We start from the raw sequence: 18,307 nt of genomic DNA, 5'->3' as shown, positions 1-18,307 counted from the left end.
ACATATAGGGGGAAACTACGATGCCATTAGTTATCGTCGGAGTAGGAATTATAGCATTACTCATTTTGATCATGGGATTAAAATTAAACACATTTATTTCATTAATCATCGTTTCATTCGGGGTTGCTTTAGCACTTGGTATGCCATTAGATGAAATCGTTACGACCATTGAAGCAGGTTTAGGTGGTACGCTCGGTCACTTAGCATTAATCTTTGGACTTGGTGCGATGTTAGGAAAATTGATTGCAGACTCTGGTGGTGCGCAACGAATTGCGATGACCCTAGTAAACAAATTTGGTGAGAAAAATATTCAATGGGCTGTTGTAGCCGCTTCATTCATTATTGGTGTCGCATTATTCTTTGAAGTAGGATTAGTTTTATTAATTCCGATAGTATTTGCGATTTCAAGACAATTAAAGATCTCTATTTTGTATCTTGGTATTCCAATGACAGCTGCTTTATCTGTCACACACGGGTTCTTACCTCCACATCCAGGACCAACAGTTATTGCTGGTGAGTATGGTGCCAACATTGGTGAAGTGTTACTTTATGGTTTTATTATTGCCATTCCAACCGTTATCTTAGCTGGACCAGTATTCACTAAGATTGCAAAGAAGTTAGTTCCAGCTTCATTTACAAAAACAGGTAATATTGCTTCATTAGGTGAACAAAAGACATTTAAGCTTGAAGATACACCTGGATTTGGTATTAGTGTGTTTACCGCTTTACTTCCTGTTATTTTAATGTCCATCGCTACGATTATTACTTTGCTTCAAAAAACGATGGGCTTTGAGGATAATAGTTTCCTAGCAATGATTCGCTTTATCGGTAATGCTGGTACTTCTATGTTGATTTCCTTATTATTTGCCGTTTACACGATGGGATTAGCAAGAAAAATTCCAATCAAAAACGTAATGGAATCTTGTACAACAGCTATCTCTCATATTGGAATGATGCTGTTAATCATTGGTGGAGGTGGTGCCTTCAAGCAAGTATTAATCAATGGTGGCGTAGGTGACTATGTAGCTGAGTTGTTCAAAGGAACCTCTTTATCACCAATCTTACTTGCATGGATCATCGCAGCGATTCTACGTATTTCTCTAGGATCTGCTACTGTGGCTGCATTAACAACAGCTGGATTAGTTATTCCAATGCTCGGTCAAACGGATGTAAACCTTGCACTAGTCGTACTAGCAACTGGTGCTGGAAGCTTAATTGCTTCTCACGTAAACGATGCAGGCTTCTGGATGTTTAAAGAGTATTTTGGTTTAAGCATGAAAGAAACATTTGCTACATGGACATTGCTAGAAACGATTATCTCTGTAGCTGGATTAGGTTTTATTTTACTACTAAGCTTGTTTGTTTAAAAAGGAGTCGAAAGTTAGATGTACAATACCATTGGAGTCATTGGATTAGGAGTCATGGGAAGAAATATCGTCTTAAACATGGCTAATAACGGTGAAAAAGTAAGCGTCTACAATTACACAAGGGACTTAACTGATCAGCTTGTTCAAAAACTAGATGGTCAGTCTATCCATCCTTTCTATGATATTAAGAATTTTGTTCAATCGTTAGAAACACCTAGAAAAATCTTTCTTATGGTCACAGCAGGTGCTCCGATTGATTCTGTGATACAAGCCTTGCTTCCTTATCTTGAGACAGGCGATGTTATTATGGATGGTGGAAACTCCCACTATGAAGATACCGAACGCAGATATGAGGCCCTAAAAGCTAGAGGCATGGGATACCTAGGAATTGGAATTTCTGGTGGAGAAGTTGGGGCATTAACTGGCCCCTCTATCATGCCAGGTGGAGACGAGGAAGAGTACGATAAGGTTGCTCCTATTCTAACAAAGATTGCTGCACAGGTAGATGGGACCCCTTGCTGTGTATATATTGGACCAAAGGGTTCTGGTCATTTTGTTAAAATGGTCCATAATGGAATTGAGTATGCCGATATGCAACTTATTACCGAAGCGTATTCGTTTTTAAGAGATATCCTACTTTTAACTGTGGATGAAATTGCTGATATCTTTGAAACTTGGAATCAAGGAGAATTGAAGAGTTACTTGATTGAAATTACGGCTGAGATTTTAAGAAAAAAAGACGAGTTAACTGGACTTCCTCTGATTGATATGATTTTAGATAAGGTCGGTCAAAAAGGAACAGGTAAATGGACAAGTATTCAAGCGATTGACAATGGCATTGCTACCTCCATCATTACCGAATCACTGTTTGCTCGTTATGTCTCTTCATTAAAGGAAGAACGAGTGGCTGCTGAAGAAATGTTAGAAGGACCGTCTACCCTGCACTCGAAGCGGAACAAAGAAATATATATTGATTACGTCCGACAAGCCTTATATATGGGGAAGATTTGTGCATATGCGCAAGGCTTCAACCAGTATAAATCTACTTCAGAGCTTTATAATTGGAATCTTCCATTAGAAGATATTGCGCTCATTTTCCGTGGTGGCTGTATCATTCGAGCGGAGTTCCTGAATGTCATTAGCCAAGCTTATAAAGAGAATCCACAGCTTTCTAACTTGCTTGTTGCTCCTTTCTTTGCTGAAAAGGTCAAGAAATACCAACAAGGATTAAGAAATATCGTATGTGAGGGAATTCAATCAGGGATCTCCTTCCCTTGTTTAAGTGCTTCCCTCACCTACTATGATAGCTATCGAACCGGTCGTTCACATGCGAACCTCTTACAAGCCCAACGTGATTATTTTGGTGCACATACGTATGAGCGAAATGATCGGGATGGAATTTTCCATACCGAATGGCAATAATAGTATTGGTGCTGACCTTTGTGGTCATGCACCTTTTTCTGTATAATGACACCATGAAAGGCTAAGGGGGAAATGAAATGAACTATCACAAATACGCTAAACTTACGATAGTAGAAACTAGTGATACCCACGGACAGATCTTCCCTATTTTATATGGAACCAATACATACGAATCAATTGGTTTAGCCAAAGTCGCTACCTATATACGACACCTCCGTAGAACGGAAAAAAACCTCCTTCTCATTGATAATGGTGATAGTATTCAAGGCACACCATTAACCTATCATTATGTAAAAAAGCAAAGTCATTTACCTAATCCCGTGATTCTAACTTTTAACCAGCTACATTATGATGCAGCTATTATTGGAAATCACGAGTTCAACTATGGCCTGTCTACTTTAAAACAAAGTGTCTCTGAAGCTCAATTTCCCATTTTATCTGCCAATATACTTAATAAACAGACTAAAGAACCGTACTTTGGAAAGCCCTATACGATAAAAGTCTACCCAGAAGGCATAAAGGTGGCCATTTTAGGTTTAACCACGCCTTATATCCCAAACTGGGAAAAAGCAGAACATATAGAAGGATTAGAATTTGAGGATGCTGTGGTAAGCGCTGAAAAGTGGATCCCTCATATTAAGGAAACCGAACAACCTGACCTTTTCGTTGTTTCTTATCATGGCGGCTTCGAAAGAAACCTCAAAACTGGAGAACCAACCGAAGCGATCACAGGTGAAAACCAAGCCTATCAACTATGCCAAGAAGTCGAAGGTATTGATGTATTATTAACGGGACATCAGCACCGCTTATTGGCCGATGAGCTAAACGGTGTTACGATTGTTCAACCTGGGAACTTTGGAGCTTTTATGGGGCAGGTTGATATAGAGTTTACCATGGATCAAAATCATAAATGGAAGTGTCTTTCTAAAAAAGCCTCTCTTGTTCCGGTTAAAGAATGGAGAGAGGATGAGGAAATAGTACGCTTGATTTTACCTTACGAAGAGAAAACGCAATCATGGCTCGATCAACCCATCGGACATATTCAAGGAGATATGATCATAAAAGATCCCTTTCTTGCTCGCACAAAGGAACATCCTTTTATAGAGTTTATCAACCGTGTGCAAATGGAAGCAAGCCATGTTGAGATATCCAACACCGCTCTGTTCAGCAATCATTCGATTGGCCTTCCAACAAACGTAACGATGAGGGATATTGTTTCAAATTATATCTATCCAAATACGTTGACGGTATTAGAGCTATCAGGTCAGGATATTAAGGACGGATTAGAAAAAAGCGCCACTTATTTTATTGTGAACGATCAGGGAGAAATAGCCGTGAATCCCCAATTCATCGACCCTAAGCCACAGCATTATAATTATGATATGTGGGAAGGCATTCAATACACAATTGATGTTGGAAAACCAGTTGGTGAACGAATTGTTTCTCTAATGAAAAATGGTGAAGCTTTGAACCTGAAGCAGATGTATCACGTGGTCATGAATAATTATCGAGCCACCGGCGGAGGAAACTATTCTATGTATAAAGGAAAGAAAGTGATCAGGGAAATTCAAACCGACATGACTGAACTGCTTGCTAATTATTTTTCCAAGAATGGCACAATAAAAGCTACCGTCAATGATAATTGGAAGGTAATCCAAACGTAAAGATGCTAAACGGCAAGTATTCCTTCTTTGCCGCTTAGCTATCTTATAGAAAAACAAAAGATAAGGTGATTACACCAAGTATTATAGCGAGAATAATACCTATTGCCACTCCTATTGCGTTTGATTTTCGCGTATAACCTTTAAATTCCGTACTATTTATGGAGGTGTCAATTTTACGAAAACGAATGATAGAAGCGATATTAATCACTAATAGAATGATAAATAGAACTGTAATTAAAAAGGCGATCTCCCATTCAAAGGGTTGCTCTGGCATACGACGGTTCCAGTAGGATTGCATAAACATAAAGCCACCCAGGATAATATTACAAATGAAATTTGTTTTCCTTTCTTTGTACCATTCACTGCCCATTTTCTCCTTTTCATAAACGGCTACCTTCTCGAAAATGGGGATCACTGACTTGGTTGTGTCCCCTCTTATAAGCCCAACAATTCCTTGAAGTCCCAAAAGTATACCCAAAATGAACGAAAATTGGGAGGCTGAAATGGAAGCGATCTTAACTACAGTGAAAAATAATGTAACACTTGAAAATATAAGAATGTTGGTGACAAGTAACTGCTTTAACCTCATATTACTTATTTCTTTATCGTCCATTTGCGCCCCCCCATTACATAAAAAACTACTCTATTTATTACCTACGATTATAACAAGGAAATGGAGTCAAGTTTCTGCACTTTCCCCCACTAAAAAGGTGACAATGGTTAGCCCTCCATTGTCACCTCTGTTCTATTTTACTACCGTTTTATTTTTCCCTGTTCTCTTTGCTGTATAAAGTGCTGTATCTGCCCCTTTAAATAGATCTTCCTTGTTCATACCAGGCAACAGTTTTTGAACACCAATACTGATTGTTACTTGACACCCTTTGAGCTCTGGAAAACTAGTGTTTGCAATACTTTCCCGGATGTTTTCCACACGTTTAATAAAATCCTCTTCCAATGTACCCATTGTGATAATTCCAAATTCCTCTCCTCCGTACCGGGAAGGAAAGTCATCACCAACACAGAAAAATTTAATTTGCCTTGCAACTTCGATAATGACACTGTCTCCTGCTCTATGACCAAACGTATCATTGATTTGTTTAAAATTATCAATATCGAGAATTGCTACATGAGCGTTTAACTCATCTGGTGATCGTAAACCTACAATCGAATCCAACTGTTCATGAAAAGACCTGTGGTTATATAATTCGGTCACCGGATCTAACCGAGTAAGCCTTTCCATTTGAACGTTTTTAGAGAACAGATCATTTTTTTCTTTTATTGTTTTTACTAGTTCTTTCATTACTTGATCACTATGTTTCATCAGGCTGTTTATAAGTAGTGAAATCCCCAATAAAATTAATATGATAATAATCAAATCTGCATTATCCATATAAGCATGTATCGGTTCATAGAAAAAATAAATGACTAAAAAAGTGAGAATTGATATAAACACAGAAAATCGAATGATACTTTTATTGTAGAAAAACAATGAAACCAGAACAGGAGTAATGAGTAAAACCATCAAAATTACTTTATCGTAAATACTAATAATGATAATGCTAATAAAAAGTGTAATGACAATCATGATCAAGTAGTCCATGTGCTTTCGGAATTTTCTCATATAGATCTCTGCACACAGCATGACAGCGATAAACTTAAATAATGGAAATAAAATCACTTCTAAAAAGAACAACCACTTATCATACGTAGTAAGAAAAAGGTGTATACCAGTCCCTAATAAATACAGTCCAATAATAACCCATAGGGTATTCAGAATATCACGAATAAGTAATCTTTTATCAAACATCTCTTCTCTATTCATTTTTTCTTCCTCCAATTTCACGTAGCACTCTAGCACTTCGTGAAAGCCATCTCTGGCTGTATTCGATAACCTGGCAATCTTAGCTTTCACCTTAGACCCACGGTTTTGCGTCTCTACCTTTCAGTAGATTTGCCTTTTCGTAATTGGAATAATTACTACTTTAGTACTATTATACTCGCAATATTGATGGATAGATATATGAATACAGATTGTAAAAATAACCAATTGGTGACAAAAAGAGCCTTCAAAAAGAAGACTTCCCCCTTACTACACAGTCATTTTCCAACTCGAAAAAGCTAACCAATTTTCTTGTTCCTTATAATCAGGCATTATTTTCCCAACAAGTCTCCAGAAAGAACGATCATGATTTAAATGCAACATATGGCACATCTCGTGCACAACCACATAATCAATTACCCTTTGGGGGGCCATTGCAAGCTTCCAGTTAAATGTTAACTGTTGGTTGGAATCACATGTTCCCCATGTACGGTTGCTGTCGTTAATACGGATCCCCTTTGGCTTTATTTTAAAGTTGATTTGATAAGTCTTGATACTCTTCTCCACTAATGCCTTACATTGCTGATAGTAGAAACGCTTTAATGCCTGTCTGATATTTTCTTCCTCTAACTCTTTTACATAGATATGCAGTTTATTTTCTTCAAACTTCACTTGATTCTGCACTAGATTGGAGTCGTGACAGATTTGAATAGGATAAGTATTTCCTAAATAAAGAAAACTTTCGCCATGGTCGTACACCTTTTCCTGTGGTCCAAGCGCTCTCGCCTTCATTTCCTTAGACTTTTCTTGAATCCATTCCCATTTTTCTTCAATAAATAAAAGCACATAAGCATTGGGTGTTCCTTTAGGAGCCTGTACCTCAATATTTCCATAAACATCTATGGTAATTCCAATAGACTTACGTTTTTTGTAGTTTATATTGTAACTGATGGTTTCACCTTCATAGTTGTGTATCATGTCATCACCTTTATCTTCTCAAATGCTATACCCTTCATTTTATGATGATTCCCTATATGATCTCAAGAGCCTTTGTAAAAATGACATTTGTCATCTGATTTTCATGACATCACTTACTAAAATCACCTTTTCCATGATTATACAATGAGAGTATCAAATCAGGAGGTGTTCAAATATGAACGAGGTCATTCGCTTGACTAATGTATCAAAATCTTTCCAGCAAAAGACAGCTGTTAACCATATCAACTTTTCGATTAATAAGGGAGAAATAGTGGCCATCTTAGGACCGAATGGAGCAGGAAAAACAACTACGATATCCATGATTTTAGGTTTACTTAAACACTCAACAGGTAGCATACAGATCTTTGGACTTCCCCCAAAAAACAAGAACGTACGTGAGAAAATTGGTGTAATGATGCAGGAAGTTAGTATGATGCCTGGCTTAAAGGTTCACGAAATACTCACCCTTATACGAAGCTATTATCCTAATTCTCTTTCACTTGATGAACTTATTGAATTAACCGGTCTTACAAATCAAGATTTAAAAACACTGGCAGACAAGTTATCAGGCGGTCAAAAACGTCGAGTTAGCTTTGCCCTTGCCCTTGCTGGAAATCCCGATCTCATCATTTTTGACGAACCAACAGTAGGTATGGATATCTCATCAAGAAACCGATTTTGGCAGACCATTCATGCCCTAGCCAAACAAGGAAAGACGATTCTTTTCTCTACTCACTATTTGCAGGAGGCGGATGATGCTGCAGAGCGGATTCTTCTTTTTAAAGACGGAACGATTGTCGCTGATGGGACACCGTCGGAAATTAAATCAAAAATAACCAACCAAACCGTTTCATTCATCTTAAATCCTGACCTGTCATATGAAAAATTGTACCAATATCCAGAGATCCAACAAATCACCCGAAACAACGGTCGAGTTTATGTGCATTCGACGAATGCGGATAAAGTATTAGCGATTCTCTTTGAAGAAAAGCTTGGCGCCCATGACATACAAATTGAACGTGGAAGATTGGAAGATGCTTTTGAACAGCTAACAAGTACTAATAAGGAGATTATCTAAAATGAATGTTTTTTTATTACAATGCAAAATGGAAATAAAACGAATCCTGAGAAATAAGTATTTTCTCTTTTGGTCTTTAGTTATGCCGATTATCTTTTATTATATCTTTACCAATGTAGTCAATACGAACCCAGACAATCCTTCCGCATGGGACGCTCATTATTTAATGTCCATGACTGTGTTCAGCGTTATGGGTTCTAGCATTATGACGCTTGGCATCCGAATGGTTCAAGAACGAGCAGAAGGCTGGTCTAAGTATATTCGCATGACTCCATTATCAGAAAGTGTATATTTTGCGGCTCAAATGGTTGGTCAAACCTTCATTCATGTACTCTCCATTACGGTTATTTTTGCCTCAGGTGCCATCATTAATGGCGTATCCCTTACCCCATTGGAATGGATCGCTAGCGGATTATGGATTTTATTCGGTTCTTTACCTTTCCTGGCTATTGGAACATTAATTGGTTTAATGAAAAAAGTAGAAACAGCCGCTGGTATTAGCAATGTGTTATACATGGTTCTTGCGGTTACCGGCGGAATGTGGATGCCCTTGGAGATCATGCCTGAGATGATGCAAACAATAGGAAAATCACTCCCCGCTTTTCATTTTGGGAGTGGTGCATGGGAGATTGTCCAAGGAGGGATGCCTAATTGGACAAATTTTCTGATATTAGTCGCCTATCTTGCTTTGTTCATGTTACTATCGAAGTATATTCGAAGTAAACAAGAAGCGGTGTGATGAAATATGAAAAAGTCGATCGGGATTTTTCCAAAGCAATTTGGCTTTTTCCCCTACATCTTTTTGGTTTATGTTCTTTTTCCCATTAACTATTTACTTGCGGAGACTGGGCCGAAGCAAATCATCGGCTTCGGACTGGTACTCCTTTTTTTAATCACCTACCGACAGCTTTATTTTACTACAGGAAAAAGGGCATTCACTTATTGGCTAGCTGTTCAAATGTCGATTATTTTTATATTTAGTTGTTTTTACGATCTTAATCATATCTTTCTAGGATTCTTCCCAGCTAATTTTATTGGGTATTACCGAGAAAAAATGAAGTTTAAACGAGCTTTTTTTAGTCTAATTGCTGTCCTTTTAGCTCCTTTTGTTTATCACTTTGTAATGGGAAACATACATTTTTCAAAAGACATCCTTTATTTTGTTCCGTTTCTGGTCATTATGTTCATTTCACCGTTTGGCATTCGCTCCATGAATCGAAGAATGGAGCTTGAACAGAAGCTTGCAAAAGCAAATCAGCATATCGAAGAATTAGTGAAGCGAGAAGAGAGGGTACGAATTGCTCGAGATCTTCATGACACGCTTGGGCATACCTTATCTTTATTGACACTAAAAAGTCAGCTGGTCCAGAGACTAGTCGCAGTTGATACCGATCGTGCTCGAAAGGAAGCTAGAGAAATGGAAGTCACTTCACGGACGGCTCTAAAGCAAGTTCGGGAGCTTGTATCCGATATGAGAACCTCCACCATCGCTGAGGAATTACTACAAGTTCAGCAAATATTGAGAGCTGCAGAAATTACGTACGAATATGATGGATCGTCTGACTTTTCTCTCATCCCACCTGTTACACAAAACATTGTGAGCATGTGCATTCGAGAGGCGACAACAAATGTCGTTAAGCACAGCAAGGCCACTCATTGTAATATTTCAATCTCTCAATCTACTGAAAAAATGGACATTATCATTCACGACGATGGGATGGGGGTAGAGAAAAACAAACCATTTGGAAATGGTTTAACGGGCATGGAAGAAAGGCTTGCTCTGATAGATGGCGGGCTCGGGCTTAAAAACCACCATGGAACCATGCTAACCATTACCGTCCCTATTATTAAAAAAGCAGAGCAAAGAGGAGCAATTGTATGATTCGGTTATTTATTGCAGAAGATCAAAAAATGTTACTAAGTGCACTAGGCTCCCTTCTAGATTTAGAAGAAGATATGGAAGTGATCGGCCAAGCAGTCAATGGAGAAGAAGCACTCTCCTCCATCCTCAAACTACAACCCGATGTTTGCTTGATGGATATAGAAATGCCAGCACTTAGTGGATTAGATGTTGCTGAGCAGCTTGCACAGAGAGGTTCTCACAGCAAAGTAATTATCTTAACAACATTCGCTCGCCCTGGCTACTTCGAACGTGCGGTAAAAAGTGGGGTGCATGGCTACTTGTTAAAGGATGGAGAGATTGACGAATTAGCAGATGCCATCCGAAAGTGCATGACAGGAAAACGGATATTCAGCCCAGAGCTTACCTTTGATCTAATCCGTGAGGAAAATCCACTTACAGAGCGGGAACAGCAAATTCTAATATTGGCTTCCTTAGGAAAAACCACTAAAGAGATTACTTCAGAGCTCTACCTTTCCTCTGGAACTGTACGCAACTATATATCAGAGATCATTCAAAAGCTTGAAGCTAAAAATCGCACAGAAGCAGCTAGCATTGCAAAGACAAAAGGTTGGATTTAACAACATACCTGATTGCGTAAAAAAGGATCTTTCGTCGGAAAGATCCTTAACAATCTTATTTCGGGATTTCTAAATCTACTGTATTTAATATCATCACATGCTCCTGGTAAATATCATCTACAACATACGTATTCCCATTCACTGTTCGTTCTGGGAATACTTCTTTTCCGGATTGGTCATAAGGGATCCAACCAAAATAGGCATTTTGCGAAGGAAATAAGTCATTGAAGAATAAGCTAGATTGTCCTCCTCTATCTTCTATTAAAACTGAACTTAAAACAAGAGCCCAATCCTTTGGTAGTTGTAATATTCCGTAAGACTTTTCTCTTAATGAGATTTCCTTTTCCATTTGAATTCTTGGTGAATAATGTTCCACCCCATTGGTCATTCCATAGTTTCTATTCCTAAGCAAGTAAAACTGAATCGCTTGCAGATGATCGTCCGGATGCGCATTCCAAACAATAGCGAATGAAGTAAGGTCATTTCCGTTTACCTTCCATACTTTTGGTTCACCTTTTGTATCGATCGTTAAGACTTGCCATTTATGATTCCTCCAGCCCCAATAGCTTAGTCCATAATCCTCATTAACTGAAATATATGGGACAACCACATGATGTGTGTCAACTAATAAGATATCTTGGATGACCTTTGCTCCTGCTTCTTCATAGGTTCTATTAATCTCTTGAACGATTTGCTCATTAGAGAGAAATGGTTTAGGTGGCCAAAAAAAGAACCAATACACTAAAAAAGTTGTCAGTGATACTGCACCGAAAGCTATGAGTAGCCATATATTCTTCTTTTTCACGATCAATTGACCTCCTCAAGAAACGAATCGGCTGATCTAAAATATAATTCCTTTTCCTTTGTTTTAATTAATAATCCTTTTCCATCACTTTCAATATATATAACTGGGCTTTTCCCACTGCCCCACTTTGATGTCACCCCTGTAAGCTGATATGGGAATCGTTCATTTCGTTCATTAGATTCCATTTCCATATAGGTCTCTTCATACCAATCTTGACTATATACCATTTCAACCGTCATATTAGGGAGTTGATCCTTTAAGGTTACTTTATTTATCTTTTTCTCAGTTGCAGAAGGGTGAACTGGAATACAATAAGCATTCTCGATATTTGACAGATAGGTAGTTGCTACCTTTTCAGGATAAAATACATGCTCTAACGGTACAGCAAGTAACGTCGTTGCTATGAAAATAACATTCGCCCCAAAACCTAACCAAGCATGCGATCGGTATGTCTCCCATCTTCCTTCTTTCCTCTTTAGAATGAAATACAATATCCACACACCCAGAGGTAAAATTGGAAGCTTTATCACAGTATCAAACATGGGCCAATTTATATTAAATGAAAAAAGCCCTATGTATAAAACGACGATAACTTTCCAAGCTTTTAGTTTAATAGCTCTTTTTTGATAGATATGAAAGGATATTATCCCTATACTCACCATAGCTATAAGATCTAAGATGATGGTAATTATGTTAAAAGTAAAGTCTACCGTCATTGTTCCATCCCCCGTTTTCACGTCACAAAACAAACACTATTATTTTCCAATTTTACCATATAAGGTGCTACAATATATGTATTCATTGGTGAAAGGATGGATTCTTCTGCTTATTTATAATGTCCTCATACCTTTATTATTTATTGGCATATTATATTTACTTTATAGTTGGAGTAAAGAACTTGAAAATCGCAGTTTTACTGTGTTTATATATTTTTTAGTTAGTACGAATATGGGTCCCGTTTTTTCAACTTCAACTGAGGATGGGGGAGATTTCACCTTATGGTTTCCGATAGGATTCGTTATGGTGTTGATTTACCTTTATGCTAGCAAGCGTCAACACCCTGCGAAAATAAAGGCCAGTGCTTTAGGTCTATGTGTAGCGATTGTTAAGATGATTCAAGCATATCAATAATGCGTACCCACTAGTCGTAAGTAGTTCGGCTTTGAAGTACAATATTAGAACTAATTGAAAAGTAAACGGAGAAATTCCGTTTATCTTGGGAAATACCAACATTTCCCGCAATATAAGCGGAGTTTTTCCGCTTATAGGAACCGAATCTTTAGATTTAGGTATATATAGAGAAGTTAATCGGAATACATCCGCTTATATCTGCTTCTTGAGCCCCTACTATTCACATTAACCGGAATTTCTCCGCCTATGAATTCCTGTATCTCCTCGAAAAAGTCAATAATAATTAACAACAGACCATTACATTTATGGAAAGCCTTGATATTCAAAAAAAAATACAGTCCAATTCAGTTGCGAATTGGACTGCATTTTTTTGTACTCCAAAACCGAACCCGCTACTTTAGTCGGATAGAGTTTCTATGTTATTCAAATAATGGACTTACCGCTTTTTCACTATGAATGCGGTCTATCGCTTCTACTAGCAATGGGGCAACAGATAAGCAAGTGATTTTCTCAAGCTGTTTCTCTTCAGGTTGTTCAATCGTGTTAGTCACAACCAGTTCTTTAATTGGCGACTGTTCAATTTTTTCAATTGAGTTCCCTGTAAATACTGCGTGTGTACAGCCAGCATAGATAGCTTTTGCACCGTGTTCGGCTAATGCTTTTGCTGCAAATGTGATCGTTGTTCCTGTATCAATGAGGTCATCAATAATGATGGCGTTTTTGCCTTCTACATTCCCAATCACATCGTACGTTTCATGTCCGCCTTCTTCTGGTTTTCTTTTATCGATAAGAGCGATTGGCGCATTTAGAGTATTAGCCAATTTTCTAGTTCTTCCGATACTACCGTTGTGTGGAGCTACAATGACCATATCTTCTAACCCTTTTTCCATAAAATATTGCGCAAGAACGGGCACACCGATTAAATGCTCCACAGGGATATCAAAGAAACCTTGTAGCTGAGGAGTATGAAGGTCCATTGTAAGAACTCGATTTGCTCCAGCAGATTCTAGTAGATTGGCTACTAGTTTAGCTGTGATTGGCTCACGAGAACGTGCCTTGCGATCTTGTCTACCATAAGCATAGTAAGGAATTACAACATTAATGACACCTGCGGATGCTCTTTTCAACGCATCGATCATAATTAAAAGCTCTAAAATATTATCATTCACAGGGTACGAAGTGGATTGAACCACAAATACCTCACAGCCGCGGACACTTTCTTCAATATGAATTTGAATTTCTCCATCGCTAAACTGTGAAACAGAACAATTTCCCATTTTACAACCTAAAATCTCCGCCATCTCTTCAACGAGCTTACGGTTTGAATTCAATGAAAACAACCTAAAATTATTACTTAATTGATAAGGCACCTTATATCCCCCATACTCTTATTCATTCTTTTTCGATTCATTTACGATTCTTCATACATTCTCTTTACCTGTCTGTTTTTCCTGCTTATACAGTGAAAATTGTTGATTTTTGTCACAACCTGTCTTAATTATAACCTATTTAGGTGAGGTTTGAGAATCTTCATTATGCTTCCTTCGTTCGTATCAATTATATCGTATAGATTTCCCTTCATTTGATCACCCATTCATTCAATATGCATAACACTGATAAAAGACCAAATTTTCCCGGTTCTTACGCTAAAGCTCCACGAATGCCCCATTCCATGTCCTTCTCTTTGACATATAAATAAGCAAGCTAGTTTTTTGTCTTGAGATTGGAGGAAAAAAATGTGCATGAATATATGATTGAACCGTGGGATCATCTAGTCGATTCAGCCACTAGCGAGGCAGACCTAGAACAATATGTCCCACCAGAGCTTGAAAAAATGGCCTATGAAGTCATATCAAATTATGATATGACCGTCTCTGAAATGACTCTTATCACCTCAAAGCCCGATAAAGGCGGAGCTATATGGAAAATAGAGACCAACCACGGACCACGCAGTATCAAGGTTCTTCACCGCCAGCCAACAAGGAGTTTATTTAGTATTGGTGCTCAACTTTATGTTGTTCAGCAGGGAGCACGAGTTGCCTCCCTTATTCCCACAAAGGAAAATCACCTCTACGTACAAGCAGGAGGCAAGTTATGGATTGTCACCGATTGGGTAACTCCGCTTGAACAACTAATGAAAATTGATTTAGAGGCAGCCTCTGCACTTTGCTATGGTCTAGGAGAATTCCATCGTCATACAAAAGGATATATTCCACCAACAGGCTCAAAAAAGTCCTCTCGACTATATCGATGGAATCAATATTACGAGAAAATGATTCAAAAAATAGGTTGGTTCCGAGATATTGCCCATGCTTACCCTGAAACGATCGCGAGTCCACACTTACTTTCTGTTGTAGACAAATTTGAACAGCAAGCCTTTGAAATGTATGAAAAATTCAAGCAATCCGCATATCGAAAAATGATTGCAAAAGGGGAAGCACATTGGGGCTTAGCTCACCAAGACTATGGATGGTCTAATGGACAACAAGGACCTGGTGGAATCTGGGTCATCGACTTGGATGGAGTTTCTTATGATTTACCTATTCGTGACTTGCGAAAAATTATTACAAGTACAATGGATGATATGGGAACCTGGGATCTCGAATGGATACGAGGTGTAATAGACGCCTACCACCAAGCAAATCCAATCGATCAAGAAACCTTTGAATTACTATGGATTGATATGGCGTTTCCAAATGAGTTTTATAAGCATGTAAAAGAAGTCGTTTTCGAACCAGTGACTTTTATGAACACTGAACTTGATGCCATCTTAGACAGAATCACTCTAACAGAATCCAATAAATGGGAGGTTCTATCCGAATTAGCCAAAGACAAAGAGAAGTACCTTCCAGGTGATTATACAGAGGAAGAAGTCATCTATGATGTAACTCCAAGTGCTGTCGTATTAGGCAATACCGAATTACTAGTCAAACATAATAATGAATTCCAAAAGTCCGATCCAACTAAATCACTACAAAACGTTACGTCCACTATCGAAGAGCCTAAGGAATCTAAGTCTAAAGAGTCTAAAGAGTCTAAGTCTAAGGAATCTGAAAGAATGAAATCCCTTCAAGCTCAAGAAAGTTTGCGTTCAAGAATCCAAAGAATCAAAACGGAACCGTCCCTCAAGTCTAAAAGAAGTAGCAACAAAGATCATATGGTCGACCTTGATCTCCTACTAAAATCTATTCTAGAAGATGATCTTCCAAAATTGCTTAAGAAAATGAATGAAGAGAAACCGTCCAAAGTTCAAAAAAATACCGAACGTCCCTCTTCGTCTAAACTAGTTAAGAGACAAAAGTCCAATGCTGAATTTGAAAGTATTGTAGCAAAAGTCCAAAGGAAAAAACTAGAGTACGAACGTAAGGCCCAAAAGAAAAAATAAAGTTTACTTTCTACGAAAAATAAGAAGAAGGGAGAACGCACATGAATGTGTTGCTAATTTGTACAGAAATGCTACCTGTCCCTAATATTAGAGGTGGCGCTATCCAAACGTATATATGCGGTGTTTCCCACTTATTAAGCGAGCAACATCAAATTACCATCATCAGTAGAACAGATCCGGATTTACCAGACGAAGAGGTTGTTAATGGTATTCGTTACGTCCGTATTGACTCTCAAAGGTTACTAGATGTCTACAAGCAAGGAATTGTAAAATATTTGTCAGAAACAGAAGAGCAATACGATATCATACACATTTTTAATCGTCCAAAGCTAGTCCTTCCAGTAAGCGAACTCGCTCCGAACTCTCGAATCATACTAAGCATGCACAATGATATGTTTAAGCCCGAGAAGATTAGCCGGGCTGAAGGAGCAGCAGCTATAGAAAAATTAGAGACAATCATAACCATTAGTAAATATATTGGTCAAACTATTGTATCTTATTTTCCAGAAGCAGCGACCAAAATCTTCCCGATTTATTCTGGTGTAGACTTATCTAAGTTTGCTCCTTGGACAAAATCAGAATCTGCTCTACAGGCAAGAAAAGCCATTCGTTCTAAATACGACTTAGGATCCAAAAAAATTATCTTATTTGTTGGTCGTCTCTCAAGAAACAAAGGTCCACATGTTCTTGTTAAGGCCATGTCACATATTAAATCAAAAGATGCTGTACTCGTTATCGTTGGGGCAGCCTGGTATAGTGACGATAGGATTAGTGATTACATCTCCTATACACGTGCACTGGCAGAAAGATCACCTATTCCGGTTATCACTACTGGATATGTTCAAGCAGATGAGGTTCACAATTGGTTTTGTGCAGCAGATGTATTTGTTTGTACATCCATCTGGGAAGAACCACTAGCTCGAGTTCATTATGAAGCCATGGCGGCAGGGCTTCCATTTATCACTACCGCTAGAGGCGGGAATCCAGAAATCATCCTGAACGATAATGGCTATCTTGTCCAAGACCCAGAAGATCCTATTGAATATGCAAACCACCTAAATAACATGCTAGTAAATTTAGAGTCTACCAGGGAAATGGGGCTTCGCGGTCGAAAACTCGTTGAAGAAAATTTCACTTGGAATCATGTAGCCAATAATATCCTTTCAGTCTGGGAGAGAAATCCTTCCGAAAATTAGCAGCCAAAGGAAGTGTGCATTATGAAAATTCTTGTCACAGGGGCTGCAGGTTTTATCGGGTCTCATCTCTGTGAGCGCTTGCTACAAAATCCACAAAATGAAGTGATAGGTATTGATGTGTTTTTGCCAGTTGGTACTTCAAGATGGATTCGTGAACGAAATCTTCAAAACCTACTTCACTCTACAAGGTTTACATTTGTTGAAGAAGATTTACAACATGCGAATTGGGACACCTTACTCGAAGGAGTAGATATCATCTACCATCTGGCAGGTGTTCCCGGTGTACGATCTAGCTGGGGTCAGGACTTCACATTATATGTAACCAATAATATTATTGCAACTCAAACGTTATTAGAAGCATGTCTTAAGTTTCCGATAAAAAAATTCATTTATACCTCGACCTCTTCCGTCTACGGTCAAAAAGATGGCAAAGTAACCGAAATATCCGAACCAACACCATTATCTCCATATGGGGTTACGAAATTGTCTGGAGAACATTTGTGTCGAGTATTTTATCAAAACGATGGGCTCCCCATCACGATCTTACGATTATTTACCGTCTATGGTCCAAGGCAGAGACCAGACATGGCCTTTCATAAATTTATTAAACGAACACTTTCTAACGAAACCATAGAAATATATGGTGATGGACAGCAAACAAGGGATTTCACTTTTATTAGCGACTGTGTTAACGCAATTGCCTCTGCAGCTATCTCTGACGACATTGTAGGAGAAACGATCAATATCGGCGGAAAAGAAAGGGCCTCCCTTTTAACTTGCTTATCCATCCTAGAAGACGCCCTTGGCCAAAAGCTTAAGTGTAGATATACAGGATCCACTTATGGAGAGCCACGTCATACTTGGGCTGATATTTCGAAAGCACAAAAACTATTAAATTACGACCCACAGGTTACTTTGAAGGAAGGCCTATTGAAGGAAATTGAGGATATAAAGGATTTGTATAAGAAGACATAAGAGGCT

17 protein-coding genes and 1 riboswitch are annotated in these 18,307 nt (G+C 38.3%); of the genes, 11 read left to right on the top strand and 6 right to left on the bottom strand.

The window, feature by feature from the left end:
- Nucleotides 1-20: 20 nt before the first annotated feature.
- The 3 genes from ACVBAX_RS11760 to ACVBAX_RS11750 all read left to right on the top strand — a co-directional run bounded on the left by ACVBAX_RS11760 (nt 21) and on the right by ACVBAX_RS11750 (nt 4,453).
- Entirely contained in the window at nt 21-1,367 is a 1,347-nt protein-coding gene (locus ACVBAX_RS11760) for a GntP family permease (protein WP_119706789.1), read from the top strand.
- A gap of 18 nt (nt 1,368-1,385) precedes the next feature.
- The gene (gene gnd, locus ACVBAX_RS11755; protein WP_447117195.1) at nt 1,386-2,789 is read left to right on the top strand and encodes a decarboxylating NADP(+)-dependent phosphogluconate dehydrogenase; all 1,404 of its coding nucleotides are present in this window, start codon (nt 1,386-1,388) and stop codon (nt 2,787-2,789) included.
- 77 nt (nt 2,790-2,866) lie between these two features.
- Nucleotides 2,867-4,453, top strand: coding sequence for a bifunctional metallophosphatase/5'-nucleotidase (locus ACVBAX_RS11750; protein WP_447117194.1), 1,587 nt, complete (start codon nt 2,867-2,869; stop codon nt 4,451-4,453).
- Between the two features lie 43 nt (nt 4,454-4,496).
- Here ACVBAX_RS11750 and ACVBAX_RS11745 read toward each other — a convergent pair whose 3' ends face one another.
- From ACVBAX_RS11745 to ACVBAX_RS11735, 3 genes are all read right to left on the bottom strand, one after another.
- Nucleotides 4,497-5,066 carry a hypothetical protein gene (locus tag ACVBAX_RS11745; protein ID WP_447117193.1) on the bottom strand — a complete coding sequence of 190 codons (570 nt, stop codon included), beginning with the start codon at nt 5,064-5,066 and terminating at the stop codon, nt 4,497-4,499.
- 132 nt (nt 5,067-5,198) lie between these two features.
- Complete coding sequence (locus ACVBAX_RS11740) at nt 5,199-6,275, bottom strand: GGDEF domain-containing protein (protein ID WP_447117192.1); 1,077 nt, start codon at nt 6,273-6,275, stop codon at nt 5,199-5,201.
- A 61-nt stretch (nt 6,276-6,336) separates the two neighbouring features.
- A riboswitch (cyclic di-GMP riboswitch) is annotated at nt 6,337-6,419 on the bottom strand.
- 123 nt (nt 6,420-6,542) lie between these two features.
- Nucleotides 6,543-7,250, bottom strand: a complete 708-nt coding sequence (locus ACVBAX_RS11735; protein WP_447117191.1) for a M48 family metallopeptidase — start codon at nt 7,248-7,250, stop codon at nt 6,543-6,545.
- Between the two features lie 175 nt (nt 7,251-7,425).
- On the opposite strand from ACVBAX_RS11735, the gene ACVBAX_RS11730 reads away from it, so the two are divergent.
- Genes ACVBAX_RS11730 through ACVBAX_RS11715 form a run of 4 tightly spaced genes read left to right on the top strand, consistent with a single transcriptional unit; the run spans nt 7,426 to nt 10,809 of the window.
- Nucleotides 7,426-8,328, top strand: coding sequence for an ABC transporter ATP-binding protein (locus ACVBAX_RS11730; protein ID WP_447117190.1), 903 nt, complete (start codon nt 7,426-7,428; stop codon nt 8,326-8,328).
- A gap of 1 nt (nt 8,329) precedes the next feature.
- The gene (locus tag ACVBAX_RS11725) at nt 8,330-9,067 is read left to right on the top strand and encodes an ABC transporter permease (protein ID WP_447117189.1); all 738 of its coding nucleotides are present in this window, start codon (nt 8,330-8,332) and stop codon (nt 9,065-9,067) included.
- A gap of 6 nt (nt 9,068-9,073) precedes the next feature.
- Nucleotides 9,074-10,210 carry a histidine kinase gene (locus tag ACVBAX_RS11720; protein ID WP_447117187.1) on the top strand — a complete coding sequence of 379 codons (1,137 nt, stop codon included), beginning with the start codon at nt 9,074-9,076 and terminating at the stop codon, nt 10,208-10,210.
- On the top strand, nt 10,207-10,809 hold the full coding sequence (locus ACVBAX_RS11715) for a response regulator (RefSeq protein ID WP_447117186.1): 603 nt from the start codon (nt 10,207-10,209) through the stop codon (nt 10,807-10,809). The genes ACVBAX_RS11720 and ACVBAX_RS11715 overlap by 4 nt, the downstream gene beginning before the upstream one ends.
- Before the next feature lie 55 nt (nt 10,810-10,864).
- On the opposite strand, the gene ACVBAX_RS11710 is transcribed toward ACVBAX_RS11715, so the two are convergent.
- Together ACVBAX_RS11710 and ACVBAX_RS11705 are read right to left on the bottom strand one after the other, a co-directional pair.
- Nucleotides 10,865-11,614, bottom strand: coding sequence for a hypothetical protein (locus ACVBAX_RS11710; RefSeq protein WP_447117185.1), 750 nt, complete (start codon nt 11,612-11,614; stop codon nt 10,865-10,867).
- A gap of 2 nt (nt 11,615-11,616) precedes the next feature.
- Nucleotides 11,617-12,330: a hypothetical protein gene (locus tag ACVBAX_RS11705; RefSeq protein WP_447117184.1), complete on the bottom strand. Its 714-nt coding sequence runs from the start codon at nt 12,328-12,330 to the stop codon at nt 11,617-11,619.
- A gap of 76 nt (nt 12,331-12,406) precedes the next feature.
- Between ACVBAX_RS11705 and ACVBAX_RS11700 the strand changes: the two genes are divergently transcribed.
- A complete protein-coding gene (locus ACVBAX_RS11700) occupies nt 12,407-12,745 on the top strand; it encodes a hypothetical protein (RefSeq protein ID WP_447117183.1) in 339 nt (112 codons plus the stop codon).
- A 419-nt stretch (nt 12,746-13,164) separates the two neighbouring features.
- Here the strand turns inward: ACVBAX_RS11700 and ACVBAX_RS11695 are convergent, their stop codons facing one another.
- Nucleotides 13,165-14,115: a ribose-phosphate diphosphokinase gene (locus tag ACVBAX_RS11695; protein WP_391558714.1), complete on the bottom strand. Its 951-nt coding sequence runs from the start codon at nt 14,113-14,115 to the stop codon at nt 13,165-13,167.
- Between the two features lie 368 nt (nt 14,116-14,483).
- Here ACVBAX_RS11695 and ACVBAX_RS11690 point away from each other — a divergent pair, with 368 nt between their 5' ends.
- From ACVBAX_RS11690 to ACVBAX_RS11680, 3 genes are read left to right on the top strand one after another with little or no spacing between them, the layout of a single operon-like run.
- Complete coding sequence (locus tag ACVBAX_RS11690) at nt 14,484-16,130, top strand: CotS family spore coat protein (protein ID WP_447117182.1); 1,647 nt, start codon at nt 14,484-14,486, stop codon at nt 16,128-16,130.
- A gap of 41 nt (nt 16,131-16,171) precedes the next feature.
- Nucleotides 16,172-17,326 carry a glycosyltransferase family 4 protein gene (locus tag ACVBAX_RS11685; protein WP_447117181.1) on the top strand — a complete coding sequence of 385 codons (1,155 nt, stop codon included), beginning with the start codon at nt 16,172-16,174 and terminating at the stop codon, nt 17,324-17,326.
- A 21-nt stretch (nt 17,327-17,347) separates the two neighbouring features.
- Nucleotides 17,348-18,301, top strand: a complete 954-nt coding sequence (locus ACVBAX_RS11680) for an NAD-dependent epimerase/dehydratase family protein (protein WP_447117180.1) — start codon at nt 17,348-17,350, stop codon at nt 18,299-18,301.
- The last annotated feature ends 6 nt before the right edge of the window (nt 18,302-18,307 follow it).

Source organism: Robertmurraya sp. GLU-23, assembly GCF_052983275.1.
Note: the sequence above shows the minus strand (reverse complement) of the source record. Positions and strands in the feature narration are given on the sequence as shown.